A 23161-nucleotide genomic window follows, 5' to 3' on the forward strand; every position below is an offset into this window, starting at 1 on the left:
GCTCGGGAATGGCGCCGGGGACAAGCCGCGGCTTGCGGTGTCGGTGTCAAAAACGGTGAAAGATCGGCCGTAACGCATTGTGTAGACGAAGGTTATTGCGAGTTCTTTCGACCGAACATCGTCGAAATCGACGACGAAATTGACGACGTCGTTTCCGGCTTCTTGGGTTCCTCGACGGGCGCTGTGGCCGCCGCCCGCTTCGACGTGCCGCGTTTGTGAGACGCGGGCTTGGAGGGCGGCGCCGGCGCCGGCGTGACATCGTCCCTGAACGAGAGCCGCTGGCCGTCGAAGACGGTGGTGTCGCAGGTGCGATTGTTTTCGGTCATGACCGCGCAGATCTTGGCGGCGGCGCCGGCGTCGTTGAGCGGGCCTGCCACCAGGTGCAACTGCATGCCGAGCCCGTTGGTGCCTTCCTTGATCATGATGACCGGGCGTAGCGCCTGCAGCGACGCATTCGACCGCGACTTCAACAACCCGCGCCACAGCGCTCGCAGCCCGTTGACCGAATTGGCGGCGCCGAGATCGACCCCGAACTCGGTTCGCTGCAGGGCAACTTTCGGCGTGGCGGCGTCTTCCGCTTCCTCGTCGCTGGAAGGCGGTGCCGAGGCCACGACTTCCGGGATAGGGCTGGCCGTGACCGGGCTGACGGGCTTGTTCGGCTCGATCAGTTTTGTGGCGGAGGGGTCGGGCGGGGCCATGAACGATTTCGCGGCCACCAGCGGGGTCGCGGCCGCAGCCTTGGCGGCTTCCGGCTTGCCGGGATCGGTTTTGGCGGCATCGGCTTTGGCGACGTCTGCCTTGCCAGCATCGATCTTGCCAGCATCAGCTTTGGCAGCAGCATCCGCCTTGGCAATGTCAGCTTTGGCAACATCCACCTTGGGTGCGTCGGTCCTGGCCGGCTCGAGTTTGGCCGGCTCGAGCTTCGCGACGTCGGATTTGGCGGCTTCTGCTTTGGCCGCGTCGGTCTTCTCGGCCTTGCCGGACTCTGTCTTGAGCGGGTCCTTGGCCACCGAGGCAACGGTGGCAGGGCTTGGCTCCGGAGCCGTGGCCTTCGTCGCCGGTTTTTCGGTCGTGGGTGCGGCGGTGGCGACCGGTCCGACGACCGGCGCAGGCGTCGTTGCGGCTGATGGTGCGGAGAGTGCGGGCGCGGGACCCGCCGCCGCTGCAGTAGGGGGAAGCTGCCGGATGAACGAGCCGGTGACGGAATCCAGCCCCTGTTCCAGGCTGGTAACGCGGGAATACAGCCGGTCGCGGTCGCCGTTCAGAGTATCGACCGCGCTGGCGAGACGCCGGGTCTCGCTCTGGTTTTCCTTCGCTGTCACCTGGATCTGCTGCGCCTGCCGGGACAGTTCGGCCGCCGCCATCTGCTCGCGCTTCAAGCCGAGCGACGACTGGTTGGCCATCACCGCCACCACCACGGCGCCGACCGCGCCGACGCCCCACGAGCCGAGCCGCCACAGCGCGCGACGGTCGAGGTCGTCTTCCTCCGCCAACAAGCCGCTCAGCAGGCCGCCGGTGTTATCGGTGTCGAAGTCGTCTGCGAGATGGTCTGAATCCCTGGCCAAGCGTTCCTGGCCCTCCCTCAGGCCTGCCGAATCACACGGCAAACATTAACAGGAAATCCGGCGTGTTCCTGAATCCGGAGCTTTGCGGGGTGGCGAATCGGTTTGATCTGCCACGGAAAACAATTAAAGAGGCCGGCGCCATCCGACGTGTTCGCTATAGCGTTTTCGAGCGAAGTGGATGCCGGTTCGTGTAAAGAAAACGCGTCAAAACAAGAGAGTGGAGCCCGGTTCTGATTCAATCATAACCAAAAGGGGCTCCAGGGATCAAAATGACGGCTCGTTCCAGCCTGACGGTAGTGCTTGCGGCCGGTGAGGGCACGCGCATGCGATCGGCGCTGCCGAAGGTGCTGCATCCCGTCGCCTCCCAGTCGCTGCTGGCCCATGTGCTGGATGCGGCCCCGCACGGCGCGGGGGCCGCGCTTGCGGTCGTGGTCGGGCCGAACCACAAGGCGGTCGCCGACGAGGTGGCGCGGGTCCGCCCGGATGCGGCGACCTTCATCCAGGCCGAACGGCTCGGCACCGCCCATGCAGTGCTGGCGGCGCGCGAGGCGATTGCCCGCGGCGCCGACGATTTGCTGGTGGCGTTCGGCGATACGCCTTTGATCTCGGCCGAAACCTTCGCACGGCTGCGCGCGCCGCTCGCCAACGGCGCGGCGCTCGCCGTGCTCGGCTTCCGCGCCGCCGATCCGACCGGCTATGGCCGCCTGCTGCTCGAAGGCGACCACCTGGTGGCGATCCGCGAGCATGCCGATGCTACGCCCGAGGAACGCAAGGTGACGCTGTGCAACGCCGGGGTAATGGCGTTCGACGGCCGCCTTGCGCTCGAGATCATCAACAAGATCGGCAATGCCAACAGCAAGCGCGAGTATTATCTGGTCGATGCGGTAGCCATTGTCAGGCAAATGGGATTGGAGGCCGTCGTGATCGAAACCAACGAGGATGAAGTGCGCGGGATCAACAACAAGGCCCAGCTCGCAGAGGCGGAAGCTGTGATGCAGGCGCGGCTGCGCCAGGCCGCCCTCGACGCCGGCGTGACGCTGATCGCGCCCGAGACGGTGTTTTTCTCAGCCGACACCACGTTCGGCAGCGATGTCACCATCGAGCCGTTCGTGGTGATCGGTCCCGGCGTCAGCATCGGCGACGGAACCGTGATCCATTCGTTCAGCCACATCGTACAGTCATCGATCGGCAAGAACGTGCAGATCGGCCCCTATGCGCGGATGCGGCCCGGCACTTCGATGGGCGATGGCTCCAAGCTCGGCAATTTCGTCGAGACCAAAGCCGCGACCATCGAGGCCGGCGCCAAGGTCAATCACCTGTCCTATGTCGGCGACGCCCATGTCGGCGCCAAGGCCAATCTCGGCGCCGGCACCATCACCTGCAACTATGACGGTTTTGCCAAGAACAAGACCATCATCGGTGCCGGCGCCTTCATCGGCACCAACACCTCGCTGGTCGCCCCCGTGAAGATCGGCACCGGCGCCTATATCGGCTCCGGCTCGGTGATCACCCGCGACGTGCCCGACGACGCCATGGCGGTCGAGCGCAGCCCGCAAAGCATCCGCGAAGGCGGGGCGACGCGCTATCGCGAGTTGAAGATGCGCGGCAAGAAACCGAAGGAAGGCTAGGCCCCCGACGTCAATGGCCCGGATGGATGGCCCCGTTGAGGTGGATGCAGGCGAGGATGGCAAACACGTAGTCCTGCAGGAATGCGACCAGCAGTTCGAGCGCGGTGAGCGCGACGGTGAGCCCCAGCGGCAGCACACCGCCGATCCAGCCGATGGCGCCGAACGCGACGCCGAGCATCGCGATAAAGCCCGCGAACACTTTTAGCGCGATGTGGCCGGCCAGCATATTGGCGAACAGGCGCAGGCTGTGCGGATGCTGCGGTGCGCCGCGCTATTCTTGGACCTGATGCTGGTAAATCTGGCTCAGAGCAACCATAGTCGTGGTGTCACAATTCCGGATAGATTCACCGTCGTCGATGATGTGGCCTGTCCGCCGTCAGCGCCGGTCATTTGCGGAAATGTTGCTCGGACAACCGGAGGCCCGTCATGTCTCATATCGATTCCAACGAGGCAAAGCCCCGACGCACATTCGATCCCGCCGAAATGGGCGCCATCGCTCATCTCTACCGTGGAGAAGTCTATCGCTCGACGATCTGGCGAACGCGGCTCGACAACACGACCAATTGGTCGATTGTCACGATGGGCATCGCGCTGTCGACGACCTTTTCCAGCCCGGAGGCTTCGCCGCTGCCACTCCTGCTCGTAGGGCTGCTGATTGCGGTGTTTCTCGGTATGGAAGCGCGGCGTTATCGCTACTTCAATGTCTGGCGCGCCCGAACTCGCTGGCTAGAGACGAATTTCTACGCGCCAATATTGACCGGTGAAGCGCGCGACAACAGCTGGCAGGTGGTTCTCGCGCACGACTACACCGCGCCTCGCCATCACATTTCGTTTCTCCGCGCTGCAGGGCGGCGGTTACGTCGCAACTACGTCTGGATTCTCGTCGTTCAGGCAGTTGCCTATTACGGCAAAATAGCAATCCATCCGACGCCTGCGGCGACCTTGGCAGAATTTGTCGATCGCGCCGCCGTCGGCCCGATTCCCGGCTGGGTGGTCCTGATAGTGGGCTTTGTCTACAATTTCGGCTGGCTCGCGTTCGCGCTCGGCACGATGTGGCTCGACCGGCGCACGCACGGGGCTAACCGCGACGCGGTGGCGATGGGTTAGTGAGCGGGAGCCGGGGCTGACCTAATTCGTCAGCGCCATAGGCGACTTGAAACCCCGTCACCGGACATGAATTTCGGTGCATTTAATTAACTGACCCTAATCTTTGCGTGCATCCTCGCAGAGGCCGAACTCAAGCAGGGGTGAGAACGGAAAGCGCCAAACGGGGAAATAAGTCCACTGGCACCGTAATTCCGTAATTCTGATGATGCGATGGCGGTCGAGCGCAGCCCGCAAAGTATCCGCGAAGGCGGGGCGACAAAGTATCGCGAGCTGAAGACGCGGGGGAAAAAACCGAAGGAAGACTAAATATTCCTGCGCCCCAAGGCAGACGATGTCATTGTGGTCGTCTGCCAAACGCAGTCTACCCGTCATGCCCGCACCGCCAATTCCTTTGGGCTCGTCGGTCTGGCTTCCCTGTTCAGGATGTATCGAATTTACGAGAGTAGGGGCGATCTGATGCTACGTCTGATTCTCTCGATCTGGTTGCACCCGTTGGATGCCATAGTTGCGTCGGCCTTCGCGCGGATCTGCGTAATCCTGGCACTGCTTGCCTTCTGCGTCCCGGGATCGTCGGCGCAGGGAAGTGCCTCGAAGCTCCGCGTGGCCACGCGAGTGGTGGCACCCATGGTCATCGAGGACAAGGGTGCCCTCCGAGGATTCAGCATTGATCTCTGGAACAGCATTTCGGCACGGCTAAATCGTGAGACGGAATACCTTGTCATGTCCGACGTGGGTGAGGTGCTGGATGCCGTGGGAAACGGTCGGGCTGATCTCGGCATTGCGGCTATTTCGATCACCTCAGAACGCGAGAGCCGGTTCGATTTCTCCCAGCCGATCCTGAATGCCGGCCTGCAAATCCTGGTGCGCGGCGCCGCCGAGAATGCCGAGCCAAGTCCGGTGCATCTGATGAGATTGTTCTTCTCCCGCACCCTCCTGATCTGGCTCGGCATCGCGTTGCTTCTGATCATGATCCCCGCACATCTGGTCTGGGTGGTGGAGCGACACCATCGCAACGGAATCGTTCCAAGCAAAAACTATTTTCCGGGAATTTTCCATGCGATGTTCTGGGCCGCGGGCACCCTCGCGACACAGGCCGACCAGATGCCCCGGCACTGGATGGCCCGGATTGTTGCGGTGCTTTGGATGTTTACGGCGGTAGTGTTCGTGGCCTTCTATACCGCGCAGCTCACGGCATCACTGACCGTGCAAAAAATCAGGGGATCGATCAATGGGCCGCAGGATCTGGTTGGCCGGAATGTCGGCACGACGCGAGCCAGCACGGCCGCCGCCTATCTGAGTGAGAACAAAGCTCAGGTCCGTGAGTTCGAGAGCCTTGATGCCGTCTACGACGCACTGCTGGAAAAGCAGGTCGACGCCGTCGTGTTTGATGGGCCGGCGATCCTCTATTACGTAGCGCATGACGGTAAGGGATTGGCGCAAGTCGTCGGCGGTGTATTCCACAAGGAAGACTACGGTATCGTCTTCCCAACCGACAGTCCGTTGCGCAAGCAGGTGAATGAAGCGCTCCTGGCATTGCGCGAAAACGGCAGATACCAAAAGATCTACGATGAGTGGTTCGGCAAAAACTAGGCGCCGCCGGTCATCATCGGGACCGGCACCTTCAAGGCCCGTCGTCACCGACGAGAATGAGAAGGCTCACGTGCTTGCTCCGGTGCCGCTTGTGGTTGGGTTGCGCGGCAGGGTGATCTTGAATTCGGTGTATTCGCCGGGCCGGGTATCGACCTCAATCGACCCGGTGTGCTGCTTGACGACAATGTCGTGGCTCAGCGAGAGACCAAGACCGGTTCCTTCGCCGGGTGGCTTGGTCGTAAAGAACGGGTTGAATATCTTATCGATCACGTCGGCGGGAATGCCGCCGCCGTTGTCCCGAATCCTGATCTCAACGCGGTCGCCAAGGTTCTTGGTCGCAGCCGCCAGGGTAGGCTCGTAGCCATTAAGTTTCGTTTCCGTCTTGCGCTTCGTTGCCGCATAGAAACCGTTCGAAATCAGGTTGAGAAGGACCCGCGTCATCTCCTGCGGAAACAGATCGACCCTGCCGATGGTTGGATCAAAAGACCGCTCCAGGTTCATCTTGAATTCCTGATTTTCGGCTCGGGCACCGTGATAGGCAAGGTTGAGGCATTCCTCCACAAGGCCGTTGAGATTGACCTGCCGACGCTCGGTGGAACCCTCGCGGGAATGCAGCAGCATGTTCTTGACGATCAGGTCGGCGCGCTTGCCGTGTTGCACCACTTTTTCGAGATTCCCTTTCAGCATGTGGGTAAGTTCGTCCGTCTCCGCGCGCGTCTTGTCGTCGAGCGACGCGGGCTTGAGCACGTCGTCAAGTTCCTCGACGAGTTCCGCTGACAGAGCGGAGAAATTATTGACGAAATTGAGCGGGTTCTTGATCTCGTGTGCAATGCCCGCGGTGAGCTGGCCGAGCGACGCCAGTTTCTCGGTTTGAATGAGGCGATCCTGCGCGGTGCGCAAGTCGTTGAGCGACTGCGACAACTCCTTGGTGCGTTGCTGCACCTGTTCGAACATGCGGACATTGCCGATCGCGATCACCGCCTGATCGGCGAAAGTCTGCAGCAGAGCAATCTGTTTATCGCTGAACGGATGGACTTCGGTGCGGCGGAGAACGATCGCTCCGATGCTATCGCCCTCACGCAACATCGGCACGCTGAGGATAGTGCGGTGACCCATGCGTTGCGACAGTTCGCGGCCGTCGGGAAATTCGTCGCCTTCGGCGAGGAGGTCGTGCACGTGCACCGGCTTCTGGTCGACAAAGGCGCGGCCGGCGGTCCATCCTCGGTTGATCGGCCATTTGTCGATACTCATCGGTATCGGACCATGGTGCGCGCTGATACGCAACTGATCGCCATCCCTTAGCAGTACGACGGAGTCATAGGCATCGCAAAGCTCGCAGGCATTTTCCACAATAGCCCTGAGGACCGGCCCAACATCGGTCGGCGAGGAAGCGATGACCTTCAGAATATTGGCGCTTCCGGTCTGGTAGGTCAGCGCCTCCGTGAGATCGCGGGTCTTCGCCTGTACCTCGTCGAACAGCCTTACGTTCTCGATAGCAATCGCTGCCTGGTCGGCAAATGTCGTGACCAATTCGATCTGTTTGTCGGTGAATGGGCGCGCTTCGGAGCGTGACAGGGTAAGGACGCCAATCGGCACACCCTCGCGCAGCATCGGAATGCCGAGAGCGGTGCGGAATTGATCCAGGCCGATTTCCGACGTGAAGGTGTATTCCGGATCGTCCGACACGTCCGGAATGTGAACCAGCTTGCCTTCAAGAAGCGCGCGGCCGGCCACAGAACCTCTGCTTGGTTCGACCGGAATGCGCCTGACAACGTCCAGGAATTTGCGCGAGAAGCCAAAGGCCTCCGCCCGATAGAACACTCCCTGGTCCTGCCGCGTGATCGTCCCATTGTCGGCTTCGCAGAGCCGCGCCGCCGATTCAACCAGCGTTTGCAGGACCGTCTGCAAGTCGAAGGTCGAGCGGCTGATGACTTTCAACACGTCGGCCGTCGCGGTCTGCTGTTGCAGCGATTCGCGCAAGTCCTCTGTGCGCGCCTGAACTTCATCGAACAGCCGTACGTTCTCGATAGCGATCACGGCTTGCGCCGCAAAGGTCGAAACAAGCTCGATCTGCTCTCCGGTGAACGGCTTAACAACGCTGCGCATCAGCGCAATAACACCGATGGGCACGCTTTCTCGTTGAAGAGGAATGCCGAGCATGGTGCGGTATTTGCCTTTGCTCTGGTACTCGATCGCCGAATACTCGGGATCGGTCAGGCAGTCCGGGATATGAATGGTGGTCTGCTCCAGCGCGGTGCGGCCGATCAGCGTGCCGCGCCCGGGACGGATGGGATGGCTGGACGCGTAGTTGACAAAATCAGGCGCAGTATTGGTCGTGGCGGCGACATGGTACTCGTCACCATCGCGCTTGTAGATCAAGGCATATTCGGCGTCGCAAAGCCGGCTAGCGGTCTGCACAATGCTGTCGAGGACAGGCTGAAGTTCGAAAGCGGATCGATTAATGACATCGAGAATGCCGCTGGTCGCTTTCTGCCGCTCCAGCGCTTGCGTCAGTTCACGCCGAAGGGTTGCGATGATTTTTTCAGGATTGGCGGCTCCAGCGGTCGCAGGTTTGTGCGCCCGCTTAGGCCTGGCCGCAAGTTTATGAACCGCTCGCTCGCGCTTGGCCATGAAACAGCGCCCCCCAGCCGGAAAGCCACTAAATCAAGCCAATGTTACTCAATCGCCGTGCGTCCGTATAGCCCGGCGATTCGCGGTAACCGCCTCCGAGCGCGACCATTCTCGGGGCACGGTCATCAGCCAGCAGCTATGCTGCAAGGACGAATTCATTTCTCGCTCTGCGACAAATCAACCCGTCGGTCAAATCACCAAAAGTCTGTCCAGCCCCTCGCGAAAAAATATTTCGCTTTGGCCGTCGGGCAAATCAGTGGTTCAACTCCGCCCGTCTACCGCGACAAGAGGGGCGATCGCGATCGTCACGACCGTGCGGTGGGATGCGGTGGACGCGAAGGCTGCGACTGACGAGCGCGGCATTTGCGTACGGTGAAGTCGTATGGGCCTGACGCCCCGGTGCTGGCGTCAAGTCGTGCGGGAACGAAAGTTCTCGCCGGTGATGGTGGCAAGCAAGCCGGTCACCAGGGCGATCACGTATAAGCCGTAAAGCCATTGCGCAGGGAAGGCCGGGTGTTCTCCGCTGAACCTGTATGCTCGTGTGCAGCTTTGTTTTGCACAATCGCACGCGAGACCGCGGGTGCAGCGCGCGCCCGGTCTTCCCTGCGCCCTCTGTTTTCAGAGGGCAGCGTTTCTGGTAAACCTCGGGCAGTTCATGCCGCGAGATCGCGAAACTGTATCTATCCATCGTCATTCCGGGGCGATGCGAAGCATCGAACCCGGAATCTCGAGATTCCGGGTTCGCTTCGCGCCCCGGAATGACGACCTAGCCGGGTTGGGCGGCTTGTTAAGCTTTCCGTTTAACGCTGTCTCAATCCGCAATAATTATTGAGTATCTGGACGGCGCCGTTTTTCGTTAAGAGAACCGGGCGCTGATTTGGCGAATTTTCGACGATTTGGGGATATTCAACCGCATGTGCGGCATTGTCGGCATTCTCGGACGCAGCCCGGTCGCGGAGCTGCTGGTGGATTCGCTCAAACGCCTGGAATATCGCGGTTACGATTCCGCGGGCGTCGCCACGCTGGAAGGCGACCACCTGGAGCGGCGCCGCGCCGAGGGCAAACTCAAGAATCTGGAAAAGCGGCTGCAGTCCGAACCGCTCACCGGCCATACCGGCATCGGCCACACCCGCTGGGCCACCCACGGCAAGCCGACCGAAAGCAATGCGCATCCGCATGCGACCGAAAACGTCGCGGTCGTGCACAACGGCATCATCGAGAATTTTCGCGAACTGCGCACCATGCTCGAGAAGCAGGGCGCCAAGTTCTCCAGCGAGACCGACACCGAAGTGGTCGCGCATCTCGTCAATTCCTATTTGCTCAACGGCGATTCGCCGCAAGAGGCGGTGAGGAAATCGCTGCCGCAACTGCGCGGTGCGTTCGCGCTGGCGTTCGTGTTCAAGGGCCATAACGATCTGATGATCGGCGCCCGCAAGGGCTCGCCGCTCGCGGTCGGCCATGGCGATGGCGAAATGTATCTGGGTTCGGACGCGATCGCGCTGGCGCCGTTCACCGACACCATCAGCTATCTCGAGGACGGCGACTGGGTGGTGCTGTCCCGCGAAGTCAGCGTGATCTACGACGAGCAGGGCGTCGTCGCCAATCGCGAGGTGCTGAAGTCGGGCGCGTCGTCGTTCCTGGTCGACAAGGCGAACTATCGTCACTTCATGGCCAAGGAAATCCACGAGCAGCCGGAAGTGGTCGGGCATACCCTTGCCAGATATGTCGACATGGCGAGCGAGCGCGTCGTGCTGCCGAAGCTGCCGTTCGACTTCAAGGACATCCAGCGCATATCGATCGTCGCCTGCGGCACCGCGAGCTATGCGGGCTACGTCGCCAAATACTGGTTCGAGCGGCTCGGCCGCGTGCCGGTCGAAATCGATGTCGCTTCCGAATTCCGCTATCGCGAGGCGCCGCTGCGCAAGGGCGATCTCACGATCTGCATTTCGCAGTCCGGCGAGACCGCCGACACGCTGGCGGCGCTGCGCTATGCCAAGGCGGCGGGCGTCCACACGCTTTCGGTGGTCAACGTCCCGACCTCGACGATCGCGCGCGAAAGCGAGACCGTGCTGCAGACGCTGGCTGGTCCCGAAATCGGCGTTGCCTCGACCAAGGCCTTCACCTGCCAGTTGATGGTGCTGGCTTCGCTGGCGGTTGCCGCCGGCAAGGCGAGGGGCGAATTGTCGGATGCCGACGAAGCCAAGCTCGTCCAGGGCCTCATTGAAATTCCGCGCCTGATGGCGGCGGCGCTCACCATCGAGCCGCAGATCGAAAAGCTCGCGCGCGAGATTTCGAAATCCAAGGACGTGCTCTATCTCGGCCGCGGCACCAGCTATCCGCTGGCGCTGGAAGGGGCGCTGAAGCTGAAGGAAATTTCCTATATCCACGCCGAAGGCTATGCGGCGGGCGAGCTCAAGCACGGGCCGATCGCGCTGATCGACGAGAACATGCCGGTCGTGGTGATCGCGCCGTTCGACCGGGTGTTCGAGAAGACCGTCTCCAACATGCAGGAAGTCGCCGCCCGCGGCGGCAACATCATCCTGATGACCGACGCCAAGGGGGCGGCGGAAGCGACCGTCGAATCCCTGGTCACGATCATCCTGCCCGACATGGCCGCGACATTTACGCCGATGGTCTACGCCGTCCCGGTGCAGCTCTTGGCCTATCATACCGCCGTGGTGATGGGCACCGACGTCGACCAGCCGCGAAATCTCGCCAAGTCGGTCACGGTCGAATAGTCGCATGGCCGTCCGGCTGTCACGCTGGCCCTTCAAAAAGCTGCTAGGATGACTTAGCTGCCGTGAGGGCGTCCCGCGCCCTGATGTGGCGATAATGGCCGTCCGACTATCTGGAACCGCAATGAACCGCGAAGAACTGCCCCTGAACGCTCCCCCCGAAGACATCCTGCCCGATCACCCGCGGGGGCTAATGGCCCGGTTCCGCAACTATTTCCTGACCGGGCTGATCGTCGCCGGGCCCATCGCCATTACGTTTTACCTGACCTGGTGGTTCGTGAACTGGGTCGACAACCTGGTCCGCCCCTTCGTACCCACGGCCTACCGGCCGGAAACCTACCTGCCGTTCGGCCTGCCGGGTTCCGGCCTGATCGTCGCCGTGATCGCGCTGACGCTGCTGGGCTTCCTCACGGCCAACCTGATTGGACGCACGCTGGTCGATCTCGGCGAACGGCTGCTGGGGCGGATGCCGGTGGTGCGGGCGATCTATCGCGGCCTGAAGCAGGTGTTCGAGACGCTGTTCTCGGGTTCGGGATCGAGCTTTCGTCGCGTCGGCCTGGTCGAATTCCCGTCGCCGGGGATGTGGTCGATCGTGCTGATCTCGCAGCCGCCAAGCGTCGAGATCGCCAACAAGCTGCCCGGCGGCGAGGAACAGATATCGGTGTTCCTGCCCTGCGCGCCGAACCCGACCACGGGATTCTTTTTCTACGTTCCAAGAAGCAAGATCATCGAAGTCGACATGAGCGCCGAAGATGCCGCGACCCTGATCATGTCGGCCGGCGTGGTGCAGCCCGGCTCCGATCAGCAGAAGAAAGTGGCGGCGCTGGCCGGCATGGCGAACGCCGCGCGCGTGGCGAACTCGGCCTCGCTGCAGCCTGCGAAGGTGGAGTAGTCTCACTGTCATTCCGGGATGCGCGAAGCGCAGACCCGGAATCTCGAGATTCCGGGTTCGCATCTTCGATGCGCCCCGGAATGACAGCGAGAAAATCACCCAGCCCCAATCAACGGCACAGCCTCGTCGCGCTCGTACAGATACAGCAGACAGCGCAGCGCTTCGCCTCGCTCGCCGCGGAGCTTCGGATCGTCCTTGAGTATCCGCAGCGCCTCGTCGCGCGCCTGCGTGACGAGCTGGCCGTGGACCTCCGACCGCGCGATGCGATAGCCGGGCAGGCCGCTCTGGCGGATGCCGAGCACGTCGCCTTCGCCGCGCAGCTTCAGGTCCTCCTCGGCGATCCGAAAGCCGTCGGTGGTCTCGCGGATCACTTTCAGACGAGCGGTGGACATCTCGCCGAGCGGCTCCTTGTAGAGCAAGAGGCAGGTCGAGGCTTCGGAACCGCGGCCGATCCGGCCACGCAACTGGTGCAATTGCGCCAGCCCGAACCGTTCGGCGTTCTCGATCACCATGATCGAGGCGGCGGGCACGTCGACGCCGACCTCGACCACGGTGGTTGCGACCAGAAGGCCGATCTCGTGCGCGGCGAACTGCGCCATCACGCGGTCCTTGTCGGTGCCCTTCATCTGGCCATGCACCAACCCAACACGGTCGCCGAACCGTTCGCGCAGGCGTTCAAAGCGCTCGGTGGCATTGGTGAGATGCTCGGTGCCCTCGGCCTCGGATTCCTCGACCAGCGGGCAGATCCAGTAGACGAGCTTGCCGGCCTTCAGCGCGCGGCCGACGCCGTCGACGACTTCCTCGAGCCGGCTGTTCGGAACCGTGCGGGTGTCGATCGGCTGGCGGCCGGTCGGCTTCTCGCGCAGTTCGGAGACGTCCATGTCGCCAAAATATGTCAGCACCAGCGTGCGAGGGATCGGCGTCGCGCTGAGCACGAGAACGTCGACCGCTTCGCCCTTGTTGGTGAGCGCGAGGCGCTCGCGGACGCCGAAACGGTGCTGCTCGTCGACCACCGCCAGCGCCAACGCCTTGAACACCACATCGTCCTGGATCAGCGCATGGGTGCCGACCAGAAAATCAATCTCGCCGCCCTCCAGCCGCTCCAGAATCTCGCGGCGCTCCTTGCCCTTTTCGCGGCCGGTCAGGATGGCGACCCTGAGCCCCGCGCGCTCGGCGAGCGGCGTGATGGTCTTGATGTGCTGGCGCGCCAAAATTTCGGTCGGCGCCATCAGCGCCGCCTGCTTGCCGGCTTCGATGACGGCGGCGGCGGCCAAGAGTGCCACCACCGTCTTGCCCGATCCGACGTCGCCCTGCAGCAGCCGCAGCATCCGTACCGGCTGGCGCAGATCCTCGGTGATGGCGGCCACCGCATCGCGTTGCGACGTCGTCAGTGCGTAGGGCAGTGCGTCGATGATCCTGCTGCGCAGATGGCCGTCGCCGGCGTGACGGTCGCCGGCCGGCCGCCGCAACTGGGCGCGGACCAGTGCCAGCGCCAGTTGGCCAGCGAGCAGTTCGTCAAAGGCCAGTCGCGACCAGAACGGGCCGTCGGGCAGGATATCTGTCAATTCGACCGGGACGTGGACGCGGTTCAGCGCTTCCCGGATCGGCGGAAACTTGCAGCGGCGCAGCACGTCCGGGCTGATCCATTCCGGCAGTTCGGGCAGCTTGGTCAGCGCCTGCGCGATCGCCCGCCGCAGCGAACCGAGCGCCAGGCCCTCGGTCAGGGGATAGACCGGATCGATGCCCGTGAGTTTGGCAAAGCCGGCCTCGTCGATGACGCGGTCGGGATGCACGATCTGCGGGATGCCGTCGTACATCTGCAGCGTGCCGGAAACGTAGCGCTTCTCGCCGACCGGCAACAGCTTCTCGACATAGCCCGGCTTGGCGCGGAAAAACGTCAGCACCACGTCGCCGGTGTCGTCGCTGGCATAGACCAGGAAGGGGGCGCGTGCATTGCGCGGCGGAGGCGGGCGATGCCGATCGACGGTGACCTCCAGCGTCACCACGGTTCCCTGCACGGCGTCGCGAATCTTCGGCCGGGCCCGGCGGTCGATCACGCTGGCCGGCAGATGCAGCAGCAAATCGACCAGCCGCGGGGTCTCGGTGCGGCTCAGCAGATAACGCAGCAACTTGTCCTGTTTCGGCCCGACGCCGGCCAGGGTCGTGACCGGCGCAAACAAGGGATTGAGCAGACTGGGGCGCATACATCCCTCTTCAAGAGGATGGATTGCCGGGTCAAGCCCAGCAGTGACGATACCGGTGATAAATCGGGGAATAGTAGGGCTGACATCGTCGGTCCCGGTCGCTATATCAAGCCCGCCCGGCACGTCCGGGCTTTTGGCGTTCGGATGGGATCTAAGAAATGACGGGATCGACACGATCAAGCAGCGGCCTCGACGACCGCCGCAAGCGGCTGCTGTTTCGCTGCTGGCATCGCGGTACCCGCGAGATGGACCTGATCCTGGGCCGCTTTGCCGACATCGAGATCGCCGGCCTGACGGATGGCGAGCTGACACAATTGGAGCACCTGATCGAGGCGCCCGATCCCGATCTCTATGCCGCACTGACCGGCGACAAGCCGCTGGTTCCGGAATATGCCAGTGCGCTGTTCGACCGCATCAAGGCGTTTCGCGCGGTGGACCACGACGCATGAAATCACCTGCCAAATCGCCCGCCGCGCTGCTCGTCCCCGGCCACGCGCTGACCTTTGCCAACGTTGCCGAGGGCGCCGAAGGGCTTGTCGTCGCCGATCTCGCGCGCGCGGTCGCGGCAAAACCAAAACCGTCGGCGGTCAGCCTCGCGGTGGTCTGCCGCGACGGTCCCCGTATGCAGCAACTGGCCCGCGCGCTGGAATTCTTCGCGCCCGACCTGCCGGTGATGCAGTTTCCGGCCTGGGACTGCCAGCCCTATGACCGGGTGTCGCCGCATGGCGGCATCCTGGCGCAGCGCCTCACCACGTTGGCGCGGCTGGCGCGCCTCAAGGGTAGCGACAAGCCGCTGATCGTGCTGACGACGGTCAATGCCGTCGTCCAGCGGGTGCCGGCCCGCGAGGTCGTCGCGGCGCAGGCGCTGTCGGTCGCCCCCGGCCATGTCGTGCCGATGGACTCGATCGTCGCATGGCTCGAGCACAACGGCTACAACCGCTCCTCGACCGTGCGCGAACCTGGCGAATATGCCGTGCGCGGCGGTATCCTCGACCTGTTTCCGGCCGGGCTCGAACAGCCCGTGCGGTTCGACTTCTTCGGCGACAGCCTGGAATCGATCCGCACTTTCGATGCGGAAACCCAGCGCACGCTGCTCGACATGCGCGCGCTCGATCTGGTTCCGATCTCGGAATTCCAGCTCGTCACCGAAACCATCCGCCGCTTTCGCATGGGCTATGTCGCAACGTTCGGCGCGCCGCAGCGCGACGATCTGCTCTACGAAGCCGTCAGCGAAGGCCGCCGCCACCCGGGCATGGAGCATTGGCTGCCGCTGTTCCAGGAACGGATGGATACGTTGTTCGACTATCTCGATGGCGCCGTCGTCGCGATCGAGCCGCAGGCCGAGGATGCCGCGCGCGAGCGGTTCAAGCAGATCGCGGACTATTATGAGGCCCGGCGCGAGGCGCTGGACCATCCCGGCGGCGGCGCGATCTACAAGCCGTTGCCGCCCGACCGGCTCTACCTGACCGACGCGGAATGGACGACGCGGCTGGGCGAGGCCGCACTGGCGCGGCTGACGCCGTTTGCGGTGCCCGACGACGGCGCCGATGTGATCGACGCCGGGGCGCGCGCCGGCCGCAGCTTTGCGCCGGAGCGGGCGGATACGGCGGTCAACGTGTTCGAAGCTGTCGTGGCGCATGTGCAGGCGTTGCAGGCGCAGCGCAAGAAGGTGGTGATCGCGCTGTGGAGCGAAGGCTCGCGCGATCGCATGGGCAGCATGCTGCGGGACCACAAGCTGCTCAACCTCACCAGCGTCAACGCCTGGCGCACGGTGCAGGCAACTCCGCGCAACGAGGCCATGCTGGCCGTGGTCGGCATGGAAAGCGGCTTTGAGACCGACGACGTCGCCGTCATTAGCGAACAGGATATTCTCGGCGACCGCCTGGTGCGGCCGCGCAAATCCAGCCGCAAGCTCGACAACTTCATTTCCGAGGTGACGAGTCTCGCGACCGGTGACCTCGTGGTGCATGTCGAGCATGGTATCGGGCGCTTTGTCGGCTTGCAGACCATCGAGGTCGGCGGCGCGCCGCATGACTGCCTCGAGCTGCATTACGCCTCCGAAACCAAGCTGTTCCTGCCGGTCGAAAACATCGAACTGCTGTCGCGCTACGGCTCCGACCACGCCAATGTCGAACTCGACCGGCTGGGCGGCGGCGGTTGGCAGGCGCGCAAGGCCAAGCTGAAGAACCGCATCCGCGAGATCGCCGGCGAACTGATCAAGATCGCGGCCGAACGGCATCTGCACGAAGCGCCGAAAATGCCGGTGCAGCCGCATGTCTATGACGAATTCTGCGCGCGCTTCCCCTATGAAGAAACCGAGGACCAGCTCGGCGCGATCACCTCGACGCTGAAGGACCTCGAAAGCGGCCGGCCGATGGACCGCCTGATCTGCGGCGACGTCGGCTTCGGCAAGACCGAGGTGGCGCTGCGCGCGGCGTTTGCGGTCGCGCTCGACGGCAAGCAGGTCGCCGTAGTGGTGCCGACCACGCTCTTGGCGCGGCAGCACAGCAAGAATTTTGCCGAGCGCTTCCGCGGCTTTCCGGTCAATGTCGCGCAGGCTTCCCGCCTGATCCCGCCCAAGGAGCTGACGCTGGTCAAGAAGGGGCTGACCGATGGCAATGTCGACATCGTCGTCGGCACCCATGCGCTGCTCGGCAAGGCGATCAAGTTCAGGGATCTGGGCCTGCTGATCGTCGACGAGGAACAGCACTTCGGTGTCAGCCACAAGGAGCGGCTGAAGCAGTTGCGTGCGCAGGTCCACGTGCTGACGCTGAGCGCCACGCCGATTCCACGCACACTGCAACTGGCGCTGACCGGCGTGCGCGATCTCTCGATCATTGCTTCGCCGCCGGTCGACCGGCTCGCGGTGCGCACCTTCGTGGCGCCGCATGATCCCTTGATGATACGCGAGGCGCTGTTGCGCGAACGCTATCGCGGCGGCCAGGCGTTCTATGTGGTGCCGAGGATCGAGGATCTCGCCAGCGTCAAGGATTTCCTCGACAAGAACGTGCCGGAAATGAAGGTCGCGGTCGCCCACGGCCAGATGCCGCCGACCGTGATCGAGGACATCATGTCGGCGTTCTACGACGGCAAATACGACATCCTGCTGTCGACCACGATCATCGAATCCGGGCTCGATATCCCGACCGCCAATACGCTGATCGTGCACCGCGCCGATATGTTCGGGCTGGCGCAGCTCTACCAGTTGCGCGGCCGGGTCGGGCGCTCGAAGCTACGGGCCTATGCGCTGTTCACGCTGCCGGCGCAGCAGAAGATCACCGCACAGGCCGAACGGCGGCTCAAAGTGCTGCAGTCGCTGGAAACGTTGGGCGCGGGCTTCCAACTTGCGTCGCACGACCTCGATATCCGCGGCGCCGGCAATTTGTTGGGCGAGGAACAGTCCGGCCACATCAAGGAGGTCGGCTTCGAGCTCTATCAATCGATGCTGGAGGAGGCGATCCTCAACCTCAAGGCCGGCGTGGCCGAGCCTGCCGCCGACCGCTGGTCGCCGCAGATCACCATCGGCATGCCAGTGCTGATCCCCGAGGAGTATGTCGCCGACCTCGCGGTACGGCTGTCGCTGTACCGTCGGCTCGCCGATCTCGAGACCGACGACGAGATCGACAATTTCGCCGCCGAAATGCGCGACCGGTTCGGCGTGTTGCCGGACGAGGTGCGCTATCTGTTCAAGGTCGCCGCGATCAAGGCCTATTGCCGCAGGGCCAATGTCGAGAAGGTCGATGCCGGGCCGAAGGGCGCCGTCATCACCTTCCGTGACAACAAGTTCGCCCAGCCGGACAGATTGGTGTTCTTCATCCGCCAGCATGGCCAGGCCGCGAAAGTACGCCCGGACATGAAGGTGGTCTTCCTGCAGGTGTGGAAGACCCCGGAAGAGCGCCTGATGGGCACCACCGAGATTTTGCGCCAGCTCGCCAATCTCGCGGAGAACAAGAAGGCGGCGTAGGCGCACGACCCATTCTCGTCATTGCGAGCGAAGCGAAGCAATCCATGCTAGCGACAAGACAAGTATGGATTGCTTCGGTCGCTTCGCTCCTCGCAATGATGAAAAACGCGAAGCGGCCGCCGACGTTGCCATCGACGGCCGTTCTCACGTGGCGCAGCCGCTTACGACGCGGCGCGCTGCGCTTCTTCGTCAAGCCGTGACAACAGTGACTTCGCCGAATCCTTCGGCATCAAGGTCGCGACCGTCACGTCGGGTTCCGATCGCGTGTCGCGCGGGCCGTGGCTGGTGTGGCGCATCACGCTCGACAGCCGCCGGGCGATGGCGTGCGCGGTCTTCAGGTCGGTCTCGGCAAAGGCGACGACGACCGATCCGTCTTCCCCCACGACGCCAAAGTCCATCTGCCGCATCAGGCGGCTGATGATCCGCGCGCCGTCGATCTGGGCGCGGGGATGCGCGGGATCGAAGGCAAAGCGAGCCACGGATAATCCGCCGCCGCGTTCCTGGGTCTGATAGACGGCGCTGGCGAAATCGCGGTCGAAAGCTGGTGATGTCAAAAGGCCGGTCTGGGCGTCGATGAGACCGTCGGCGTCGATCGACTTCAGCGTCCGGCTCAAACTGGCTTCGAAGGCGTGCTGGCGGATCAGCGGCAACACGGCCGCCGCCACCTGGGCGGCATCACCGGAGATGATTTCGAGGTTTGGCAGATCATAGGCTGGCGCCGGGTCGCCTGATGTCACCGCCACCGGCAGATGCCGGAAGCGGGCGTCCTCGGTCAACACGGTGAGAAAGGCGTCGACGACGCGCGCGCTAAAACCTTCGCCGAGCACGATGCCGTCGATGTCTCTGGTGTTGAGATGGTTCGCCGCGGCCTCGATCGAGAGCGCACCGACGACGCCGACGCGTTCGCCGAGCGTGACGGATAGCGCGGGATAGGCGCCGCCGCGACCGATCAACAGCACGGTCGCCTCGCGCGCCAAATCGATATCTGACAATGCGATCGGCGCCGCTGGAACCTGCCGGCGCATCACGGTTGCGTGCAATGAGCGGATCCGAAGCGCTGCGCGCAAACGCGCGATCAGGCGATCGGAGTGCCCCTGGATCTGAAAGAACGGAATGGCGTTGTCGGGAAGCGCGATCTGCGGATCGATCGCGATCAGCGGCAGATAGGGCTGCCGCCCGGCCACGCGCCGCGCCAGCGCCGCCAGACCCGCTTCATCGGTTTCAGACGACGCGGCCACGATGGCGGCCGGCTGTACCTGGTCGACCGCGCGGGCGGCCTCCGCCCAATCGGCCTCGATGACCGGAAACAGCCTGGCAACGTCAAGTGCGTCGGCAAAGGACGGCCGCTTTGCGGTCGATACGAGGAGGATCGGGCCTTGCTGGGACATTCTGACAACTCGGATGACGCAGGAACGCGCAATCCTAGTTTGCCGGGCTTAATGGCGCGTCAACACGTGCCCTTCGGCGGTCCTCATGCGCTATTGGTGCGATCGCGAAATGCTTCGACCATCAACGGGTTAAGCCCGAGTTCCGCAAGCGCATCACGGGCGCGGCCGTTATCGTGGGCGCGGCCGGCAAGCCGATGGCCACTGAGGCGATCGGGAAGTGCCGTCAGCAGCGCGCCTTGTCCAAGCCTTCGGGCCCACTCCTGCAGGTCCTGCGCGAGGAAGCGGTAGCCGCCGACGGCCATGATGCCCGACGGCGGCGCCGTGATGTTGATCGTGCCGGTCGCGCGATCGAGCCGTGCGGCATAATCGGTATCGACGAAATCGCGCGGCGGCGGCGCGATCAGCGAGTCACTCGGCGGCGGTGGCGGCGCATAGGCGGCGACCGGCACCATCGGTCCGCGCAATCCGAGCGTGCCCCGCGGCGTCAGCAGGATATCGCCGGCGATCGAGGTGCCCGGCAGTTCGCGCGGCGCGCCGTGCGGGCCGGGCTTGATCCGGGCCGGCGAGCCGTCCTCGGCCATGCGGCGTGCGCCGAACAATCCGGCCTCGCCGAACAGGTAGACGTCCGTCAGCGTGGCCTGTTGCGCGGCCCAGTTCGCGCTGGCGGCGACCTGTTCCGGGGCACGCCAGAGGCCGATGACATTGCGCAGGCTCGGCATGCGCGCGCCGAGATCGAGTTCGTCCAGCCGCAGCGCCAGTTGCGCCGGCGCGATCAGGGTGTCGCAGGCATGCTCGTTGATTTCCTGCTCCAGCACCTCCTCGTCGAACGGGTGATGCAGCACCAGCGTTCCGCCTGACAGCAGCCACACCACCAGCGAGGAGGCGAGGCCGGCAAACGACATCGGCGCGAACGCCGATAGCACGGTGGCGCCCTGCGGCACGTCGCTCTCAAGCGACATCGCAAGGCCGCCCGCAATCAGGCTGAGATGCGCCCGCGGCACCGGACGGAAACCGTCGGCGGTCACATCGAAGCTGATCAGCGCCGCCTTGCGGCCGTCCTGGATGACGGCCCGCGTGGTGGTGGATTGTCGGGTCATCGCATCGTCGAGCGAGAACATGCCCTCGGGCAGATCGGTGCCGAAGCCGCAGACGTGGCGGATCGAGAACGCCTCGGCCGCGGCGTTCATGGCCAGATCGGAATAGAGGATGCCGTCGACCCTGCTTGTCGTGACGATGGCGCGGGCCGCGGTGCGATTGAGCGCCATGGTCAACTCGGCCTGCCGCCACAGCAGCGGCAGCACGGCAACAACGAGGCCGGCGCGGTAGGCGGCCAGCACCGTGAGCGCGAACTCGACTGTGTTCGGCAGTTGGACCGCGATCACGGAATTCGCGGGCAGACCGGATTCGATGAAATGCGCCGCCAGCGACGAGATCATCCGATCCGCCTGCGCAAAGGTAAGGGACCTGGGCGCTTCGCCGGTGACCCGCGCCTTGTTGGCGGGATCCACCAGCGCCAGCGCATCCGGCCGCCGCGACAGAACGCGCTTGAACAGCGTATCGAGGGTTGGCGATGCGGTAGGCTGGGTCACGGCGTCACTTCAATGCAATCATTTCGGTTGCGGGTCCGGCTTCTGCCACCATGTTTCCGGAAGATAGCCGGTCAACGAGGTCTTCTCAGGCCTTTCTATCCGATTCCATCGCGCGATCCATTGCTCGCCGGCGTTAAACAGCGGGATAGCGTAGAAGCCCGACATCAAGGTCCGGTCCAGTGCCCGCACCGCGGAGATGAACGCCGGCCGTTCGCGCGCCTCCAGAAGGGCGGCGATCAGGGCGTCGATGGCGGGGTCCTTGGCGCCCATGTAGTTTCGCGTGCCCGGGATGTCGGCAGCCTGGCTGCCCCAATAGAACGATTGCTCGTTGCCGGGAGACAGCGACTGGTCCCAGCGGTTCTGCAGCATGTCGAATTCGTAACCGAGCCGCCGCTGGTCGAATTGAACCGGATCGACCGCGCGAACGCCGGCCTCGATGCCGGCGCGCTTGAGGTCGCGGGTATAGGCCAGCGCGATGCGCTCCTGATCGCGCGTGGTGACCAGGATCTCGAAGCTAAGGGGCGCCCTGGTCGAACGTTGCCGCAGCACGGTGCCGTCGAGATCGTAGCCGGCCTGCGACAGCAGCGTCAGAGCGCTACGTAGGGTCGCGCGATCGCGGCCCGAGCCGTCGGTGACGGGCAGGCGGTAGCTGCCGTCGAGAATGTCCGGCTGGAGGTGCGCGGCGAACGGCTTGAGAAGCTCACGCTCGCGATCGTCGGGACTGCGGCCATAGGCGGATAGTTCAGAGCCGGCAAAGAAGCCGGCCGACCGCGTATAGAGGCCGAAGAAGTAGTTGCGGTTGATCCATTCGAAGTCGAACAGCAGCGTCAGCGCCTGCCGCACCCGGATGTCGGAAAATACCGGACGCCGCGTGTTGAACACCAAAAATTCCGACGGCTGCGGCATGCCGGTCTTGATGGTATCGCGGATCAAATCGCCGGTTCGGGCCGCGGGGAAATCATAGCCCTCGTGCCAGCGCAGCGGCTCGGTTTCGACACGAAAATCGTACAGACCGCGCTTGAATGCCTCGAACTGGCCGTTGGACTCGCGATAGAAATCGAACCTGATCTCGTCGAAATTCCACAAGCCCCGATTGACCGGCAGGTCGCGGCCCCAATAATCGGGATTGCGGGTCAGCGTGACGCTCGCGCCGGGCTTCACCGCACTGACGCGATAGGGGCCGGAGCCGACCGGACCGGCCATCGTGGTCTCTTCAAAGGTCGCGGGATCGACGGCGTGTCGCGGCAGAACCGGCATCAGGCCCAGGATCAGCGGCAGTTCGCGGTCATTGGCGCCGCCGAGGTCGAACCGCACGGTGAGCGGGTCGGGCGCTTCGGCCTTTGTCACCTTGGAATAATATTGGCGGTGGTTGGGGCGGCCCTTGTCGCGCAGCAGCGCCCATGAAAACAGCACATCGCCTGCCGTGACTGGCTTACCGTCCGAGAAGCGCGCGCGCGGGTCGAGATGGAAAGTGACATAGCTTCGCGCGTCGTCGGTCTCGACGCTCTTGGCCAGCAGGCCGTAGAGGGTGAAGGCCTCGTCGTTGCCGCGCGCCATCAGGCTCTCGACCACAAAACCCCGGATCTGCTGAAGCGCGAGACCGCGGACGATCAGCGGGTTGAGGCTGTCGAAGGTGCCCGACAGGCCCCAGACCAAGCGGCCGCCCTTCGGCGCATCAGGATTGGCGTAGGGCATATGCGTGAACCCGACGGGCAGCGCAGGCGCGCCATGCATGGCGATCCCGAAGGCTTCGCCGGCCGTTGCCGCAGGGACCGTCGCGACCGGTGACAGGACGAACGCCAGCGCCACGCATGCCAGAAAAGCCGAGCGGATCGGTCCAAAGGCGGTCATCGGCACGCGCGGATTTG

13 protein-coding genes and 1 pseudogene are annotated in these 23161 nt (G+C 63.8%); 7 read left to right on the forward strand and 7 right to left on the reverse strand.

Annotated features, from left to right (window positions below; all coding sequences use genetic code 11):
• Positions 1 to 92 precede the first annotated feature (92 nt).
• Entirely contained in the window at positions 93 to 1565 is a 1473-nt protein-coding gene (locus FFI89_RS17420; protein ID WP_138838606.1) for a hypothetical protein, read from the reverse strand.
• A 269-nt stretch (positions 1566 to 1834) separates the two neighbouring features.
• Here FFI89_RS17420 and glmU point away from each other — a divergent pair, with 269 nt between their 5' ends.
• A complete protein-coding gene (gene glmU, locus FFI89_RS17425) occupies positions 1835 to 3193 on the forward strand; it encodes a bifunctional UDP-N-acetylglucosamine diphosphorylase/glucosamine-1-phosphate N-acetyltransferase GlmU (RefSeq protein WP_138838608.1) in 1359 nt (452 codons plus the stop codon).
• A 10-nt stretch (positions 3194 to 3203) separates the two neighbouring features.
• On the opposite strand, the pseudogene FFI89_RS17430 reads toward glmU, so the two are convergent.
• Positions 3204 to 3443: pseudogene (locus tag FFI89_RS17430) on the reverse strand (F0F1 ATP synthase subunit A); the annotation flags it as partial.
• Between the two features lie 176 nt (positions 3444 to 3619).
• On the opposite strand from FFI89_RS17430, the gene FFI89_RS17435 reads away from it, so the two are divergent.
• Positions 3620 to 4300 carry a DUF2270 domain-containing protein gene (locus tag FFI89_RS17435; protein ID WP_138838611.1) on the forward strand — a complete coding sequence of 227 codons (681 nt, stop codon included), beginning with the start codon at positions 3620 to 3622 and terminating at the stop codon, positions 4298 to 4300.
• Between the two features lie 456 nt (positions 4301 to 4756).
• The gene (locus FFI89_RS17440) at positions 4757 to 5890 is read left to right on the forward strand and encodes a transporter substrate-binding domain-containing protein (protein ID WP_168212918.1); all 1134 of its coding nucleotides are present in this window, start codon (positions 4757 to 4759) and stop codon (positions 5888 to 5890) included.
• A 66-nt stretch (positions 5891 to 5956) separates the two neighbouring features.
• On the opposite strand, the gene FFI89_RS17445 is transcribed toward FFI89_RS17440, so the two are convergent.
• The gene (locus FFI89_RS17445) at positions 5957 to 8521 is read right to left on the reverse strand and encodes a GAF domain-containing protein (RefSeq protein WP_138838615.1); all 2565 of its coding nucleotides are present in this window, start codon (positions 8519 to 8521) and stop codon (positions 5957 to 5959) included.
• Positions 8522 to 9435: 914 nt separating this feature from the next.
• On the opposite strand from FFI89_RS17445, the gene glmS reads away from it, so the two are divergent.
• Both glmS and FFI89_RS17455 read left to right on the forward strand, forming a co-directional pair.
• Complete coding sequence (gene glmS, locus FFI89_RS17450) at positions 9436 to 11259, forward strand: glutamine--fructose-6-phosphate transaminase (isomerizing) (RefSeq protein WP_138838617.1); 1824 nt, start codon at positions 9436 to 9438, stop codon at positions 11257 to 11259.
• 121 nt (positions 11260 to 11380) lie between these two features.
• Positions 11381 to 12148 carry a DUF502 domain-containing protein gene (locus FFI89_RS17455; protein WP_138838619.1) on the forward strand — a complete coding sequence of 256 codons (768 nt, stop codon included), beginning with the start codon at positions 11381 to 11383 and terminating at the stop codon, positions 12146 to 12148.
• A 95-nt stretch (positions 12149 to 12243) separates the two neighbouring features.
• Here FFI89_RS17455 and recG read toward each other — a convergent pair whose 3' ends face one another.
• Positions 12244 to 14352: an ATP-dependent DNA helicase RecG gene (recG, locus tag FFI89_RS17460; protein WP_138838621.1), complete on the reverse strand. Its 2109-nt coding sequence runs from the start codon at positions 14350 to 14352 to the stop codon at positions 12244 to 12246.
• 158 nt (positions 14353 to 14510) lie between these two features.
• Here recG and FFI89_RS17465 point away from each other — a divergent pair, with 158 nt between their 5' ends.
• Together FFI89_RS17465 and mfd are read left to right on the forward strand one after the other, a co-directional pair.
• Positions 14511 to 14801 carry a succinate dehydrogenase assembly factor 2 gene (locus tag FFI89_RS17465; RefSeq protein WP_138838623.1) on the forward strand — a complete coding sequence of 97 codons (291 nt, stop codon included), beginning with the start codon at positions 14511 to 14513 and terminating at the stop codon, positions 14799 to 14801.
• Positions 14798 to 18316, forward strand: a complete 3519-nt coding sequence (mfd, locus tag FFI89_RS17470) for a transcription-repair coupling factor (RefSeq protein WP_138838625.1) — start codon at positions 14798 to 14800, stop codon at positions 18314 to 18316. The genes FFI89_RS17465 and mfd overlap by 4 nt, the downstream gene beginning before the upstream one ends.
• A 161-nt stretch (positions 18317 to 18477) precedes the next feature.
• On the opposite strand, the gene FFI89_RS17475 is transcribed toward mfd, so the two are convergent.
• The 3 genes from FFI89_RS17475 to FFI89_RS17485 all read right to left on the reverse strand — a co-directional run bounded on the left by FFI89_RS17475 (position 18478) and on the right by FFI89_RS17485 (position 23144).
• Complete coding sequence (locus FFI89_RS17475; RefSeq protein WP_138838626.1) at positions 18478 to 19704, reverse strand: GGDEF domain-containing protein; 1227 nt, start codon at positions 19702 to 19704, stop codon at positions 18478 to 18480.
• An 83-nt stretch (positions 19705 to 19787) separates the two neighbouring features.
• Positions 19788 to 21293, reverse strand: coding sequence for a class I adenylate-forming enzyme family protein (locus tag FFI89_RS17480; RefSeq protein WP_138838629.1), 1506 nt, complete (start codon positions 21291 to 21293; stop codon positions 19788 to 19790).
• An 18-nt stretch (positions 21294 to 21311) separates the two neighbouring features.
• Positions 21312 to 23144, reverse strand: a complete 1833-nt coding sequence (locus FFI89_RS17485; protein WP_138838631.1) for an extracellular solute-binding protein — start codon at positions 23142 to 23144, stop codon at positions 21312 to 21314.
• Positions 23145 to 23161 lie beyond the last annotated feature (17 nt).

The organism is Bradyrhizobium sp. KBS0727 (genome assembly GCF_005937885.2).
Classification (GTDB): Bacteria; Pseudomonadota; Alphaproteobacteria; order Rhizobiales; family Xanthobacteraceae; genus Bradyrhizobium.

Excerpts from the sequence above, each read along its gene's own strand:
- glmU (WP_138838608.1), top strand. The coding sequence starts at position 1,835 with ATGACGGCTCGTTCCAGCCTGACGGTAGTGCTTGCGGCCGGTGAGGGC.
- FFI89_RS17435 (WP_138838611.1), top strand. The coding sequence starts at position 3,620 with ATGTCTCATATCGATTCCAACGAGGCAAAGCCCCGACGCACATTCGAT.
- FFI89_RS17440 (WP_168212918.1), top strand. The coding sequence starts at position 4,757 with ATGCTACGTCTGATTCTCTCGATCTGGTTGCACCCGTTGGATGCCATA.
- FFI89_RS17445 (WP_138838615.1), bottom strand. The coding sequence starts at position 8,521 with ATGGCCAAGCGCGAGCGAGCGGTTCATAAACTTGCGGCCAGGCCTAAG.
- glmS (WP_138838617.1), top strand. The coding sequence starts at position 9,436 with ATGTGCGGCATTGTCGGCATTCTCGGACGCAGCCCGGTCGCGGAGCTG.
- FFI89_RS17455 (WP_138838619.1), top strand. The coding sequence starts at position 11,381 with ATGAACCGCGAAGAACTGCCCCTGAACGCTCCCCCCGAAGACATCCTG.
- recG (WP_138838621.1), bottom strand. The coding sequence starts at position 14,352 with ATGCGCCCCAGTCTGCTCAATCCCTTGTTTGCGCCGGTCACGACCCTG.
- FFI89_RS17465 (WP_138838623.1), top strand. The coding sequence starts at position 14,511 with ATGACGGGATCGACACGATCAAGCAGCGGCCTCGACGACCGCCGCAAG.
- mfd (WP_138838625.1), top strand. The coding sequence starts at position 14,798 with ATGAAATCACCTGCCAAATCGCCCGCCGCGCTGCTCGTCCCCGGCCAC.
- FFI89_RS17475 (WP_138838626.1), bottom strand. The coding sequence starts at position 19,704 with ATGTCCCAGCAAGGCCCGATCCTCCTCGTATCGACCGCAAAGCGGCCG.
- FFI89_RS17485 (WP_138838631.1), bottom strand. The coding sequence starts at position 23,144 with ATGACCGCCTTTGGACCGATCCGCTCGGCTTTTCTGGCATGCGTGGCG.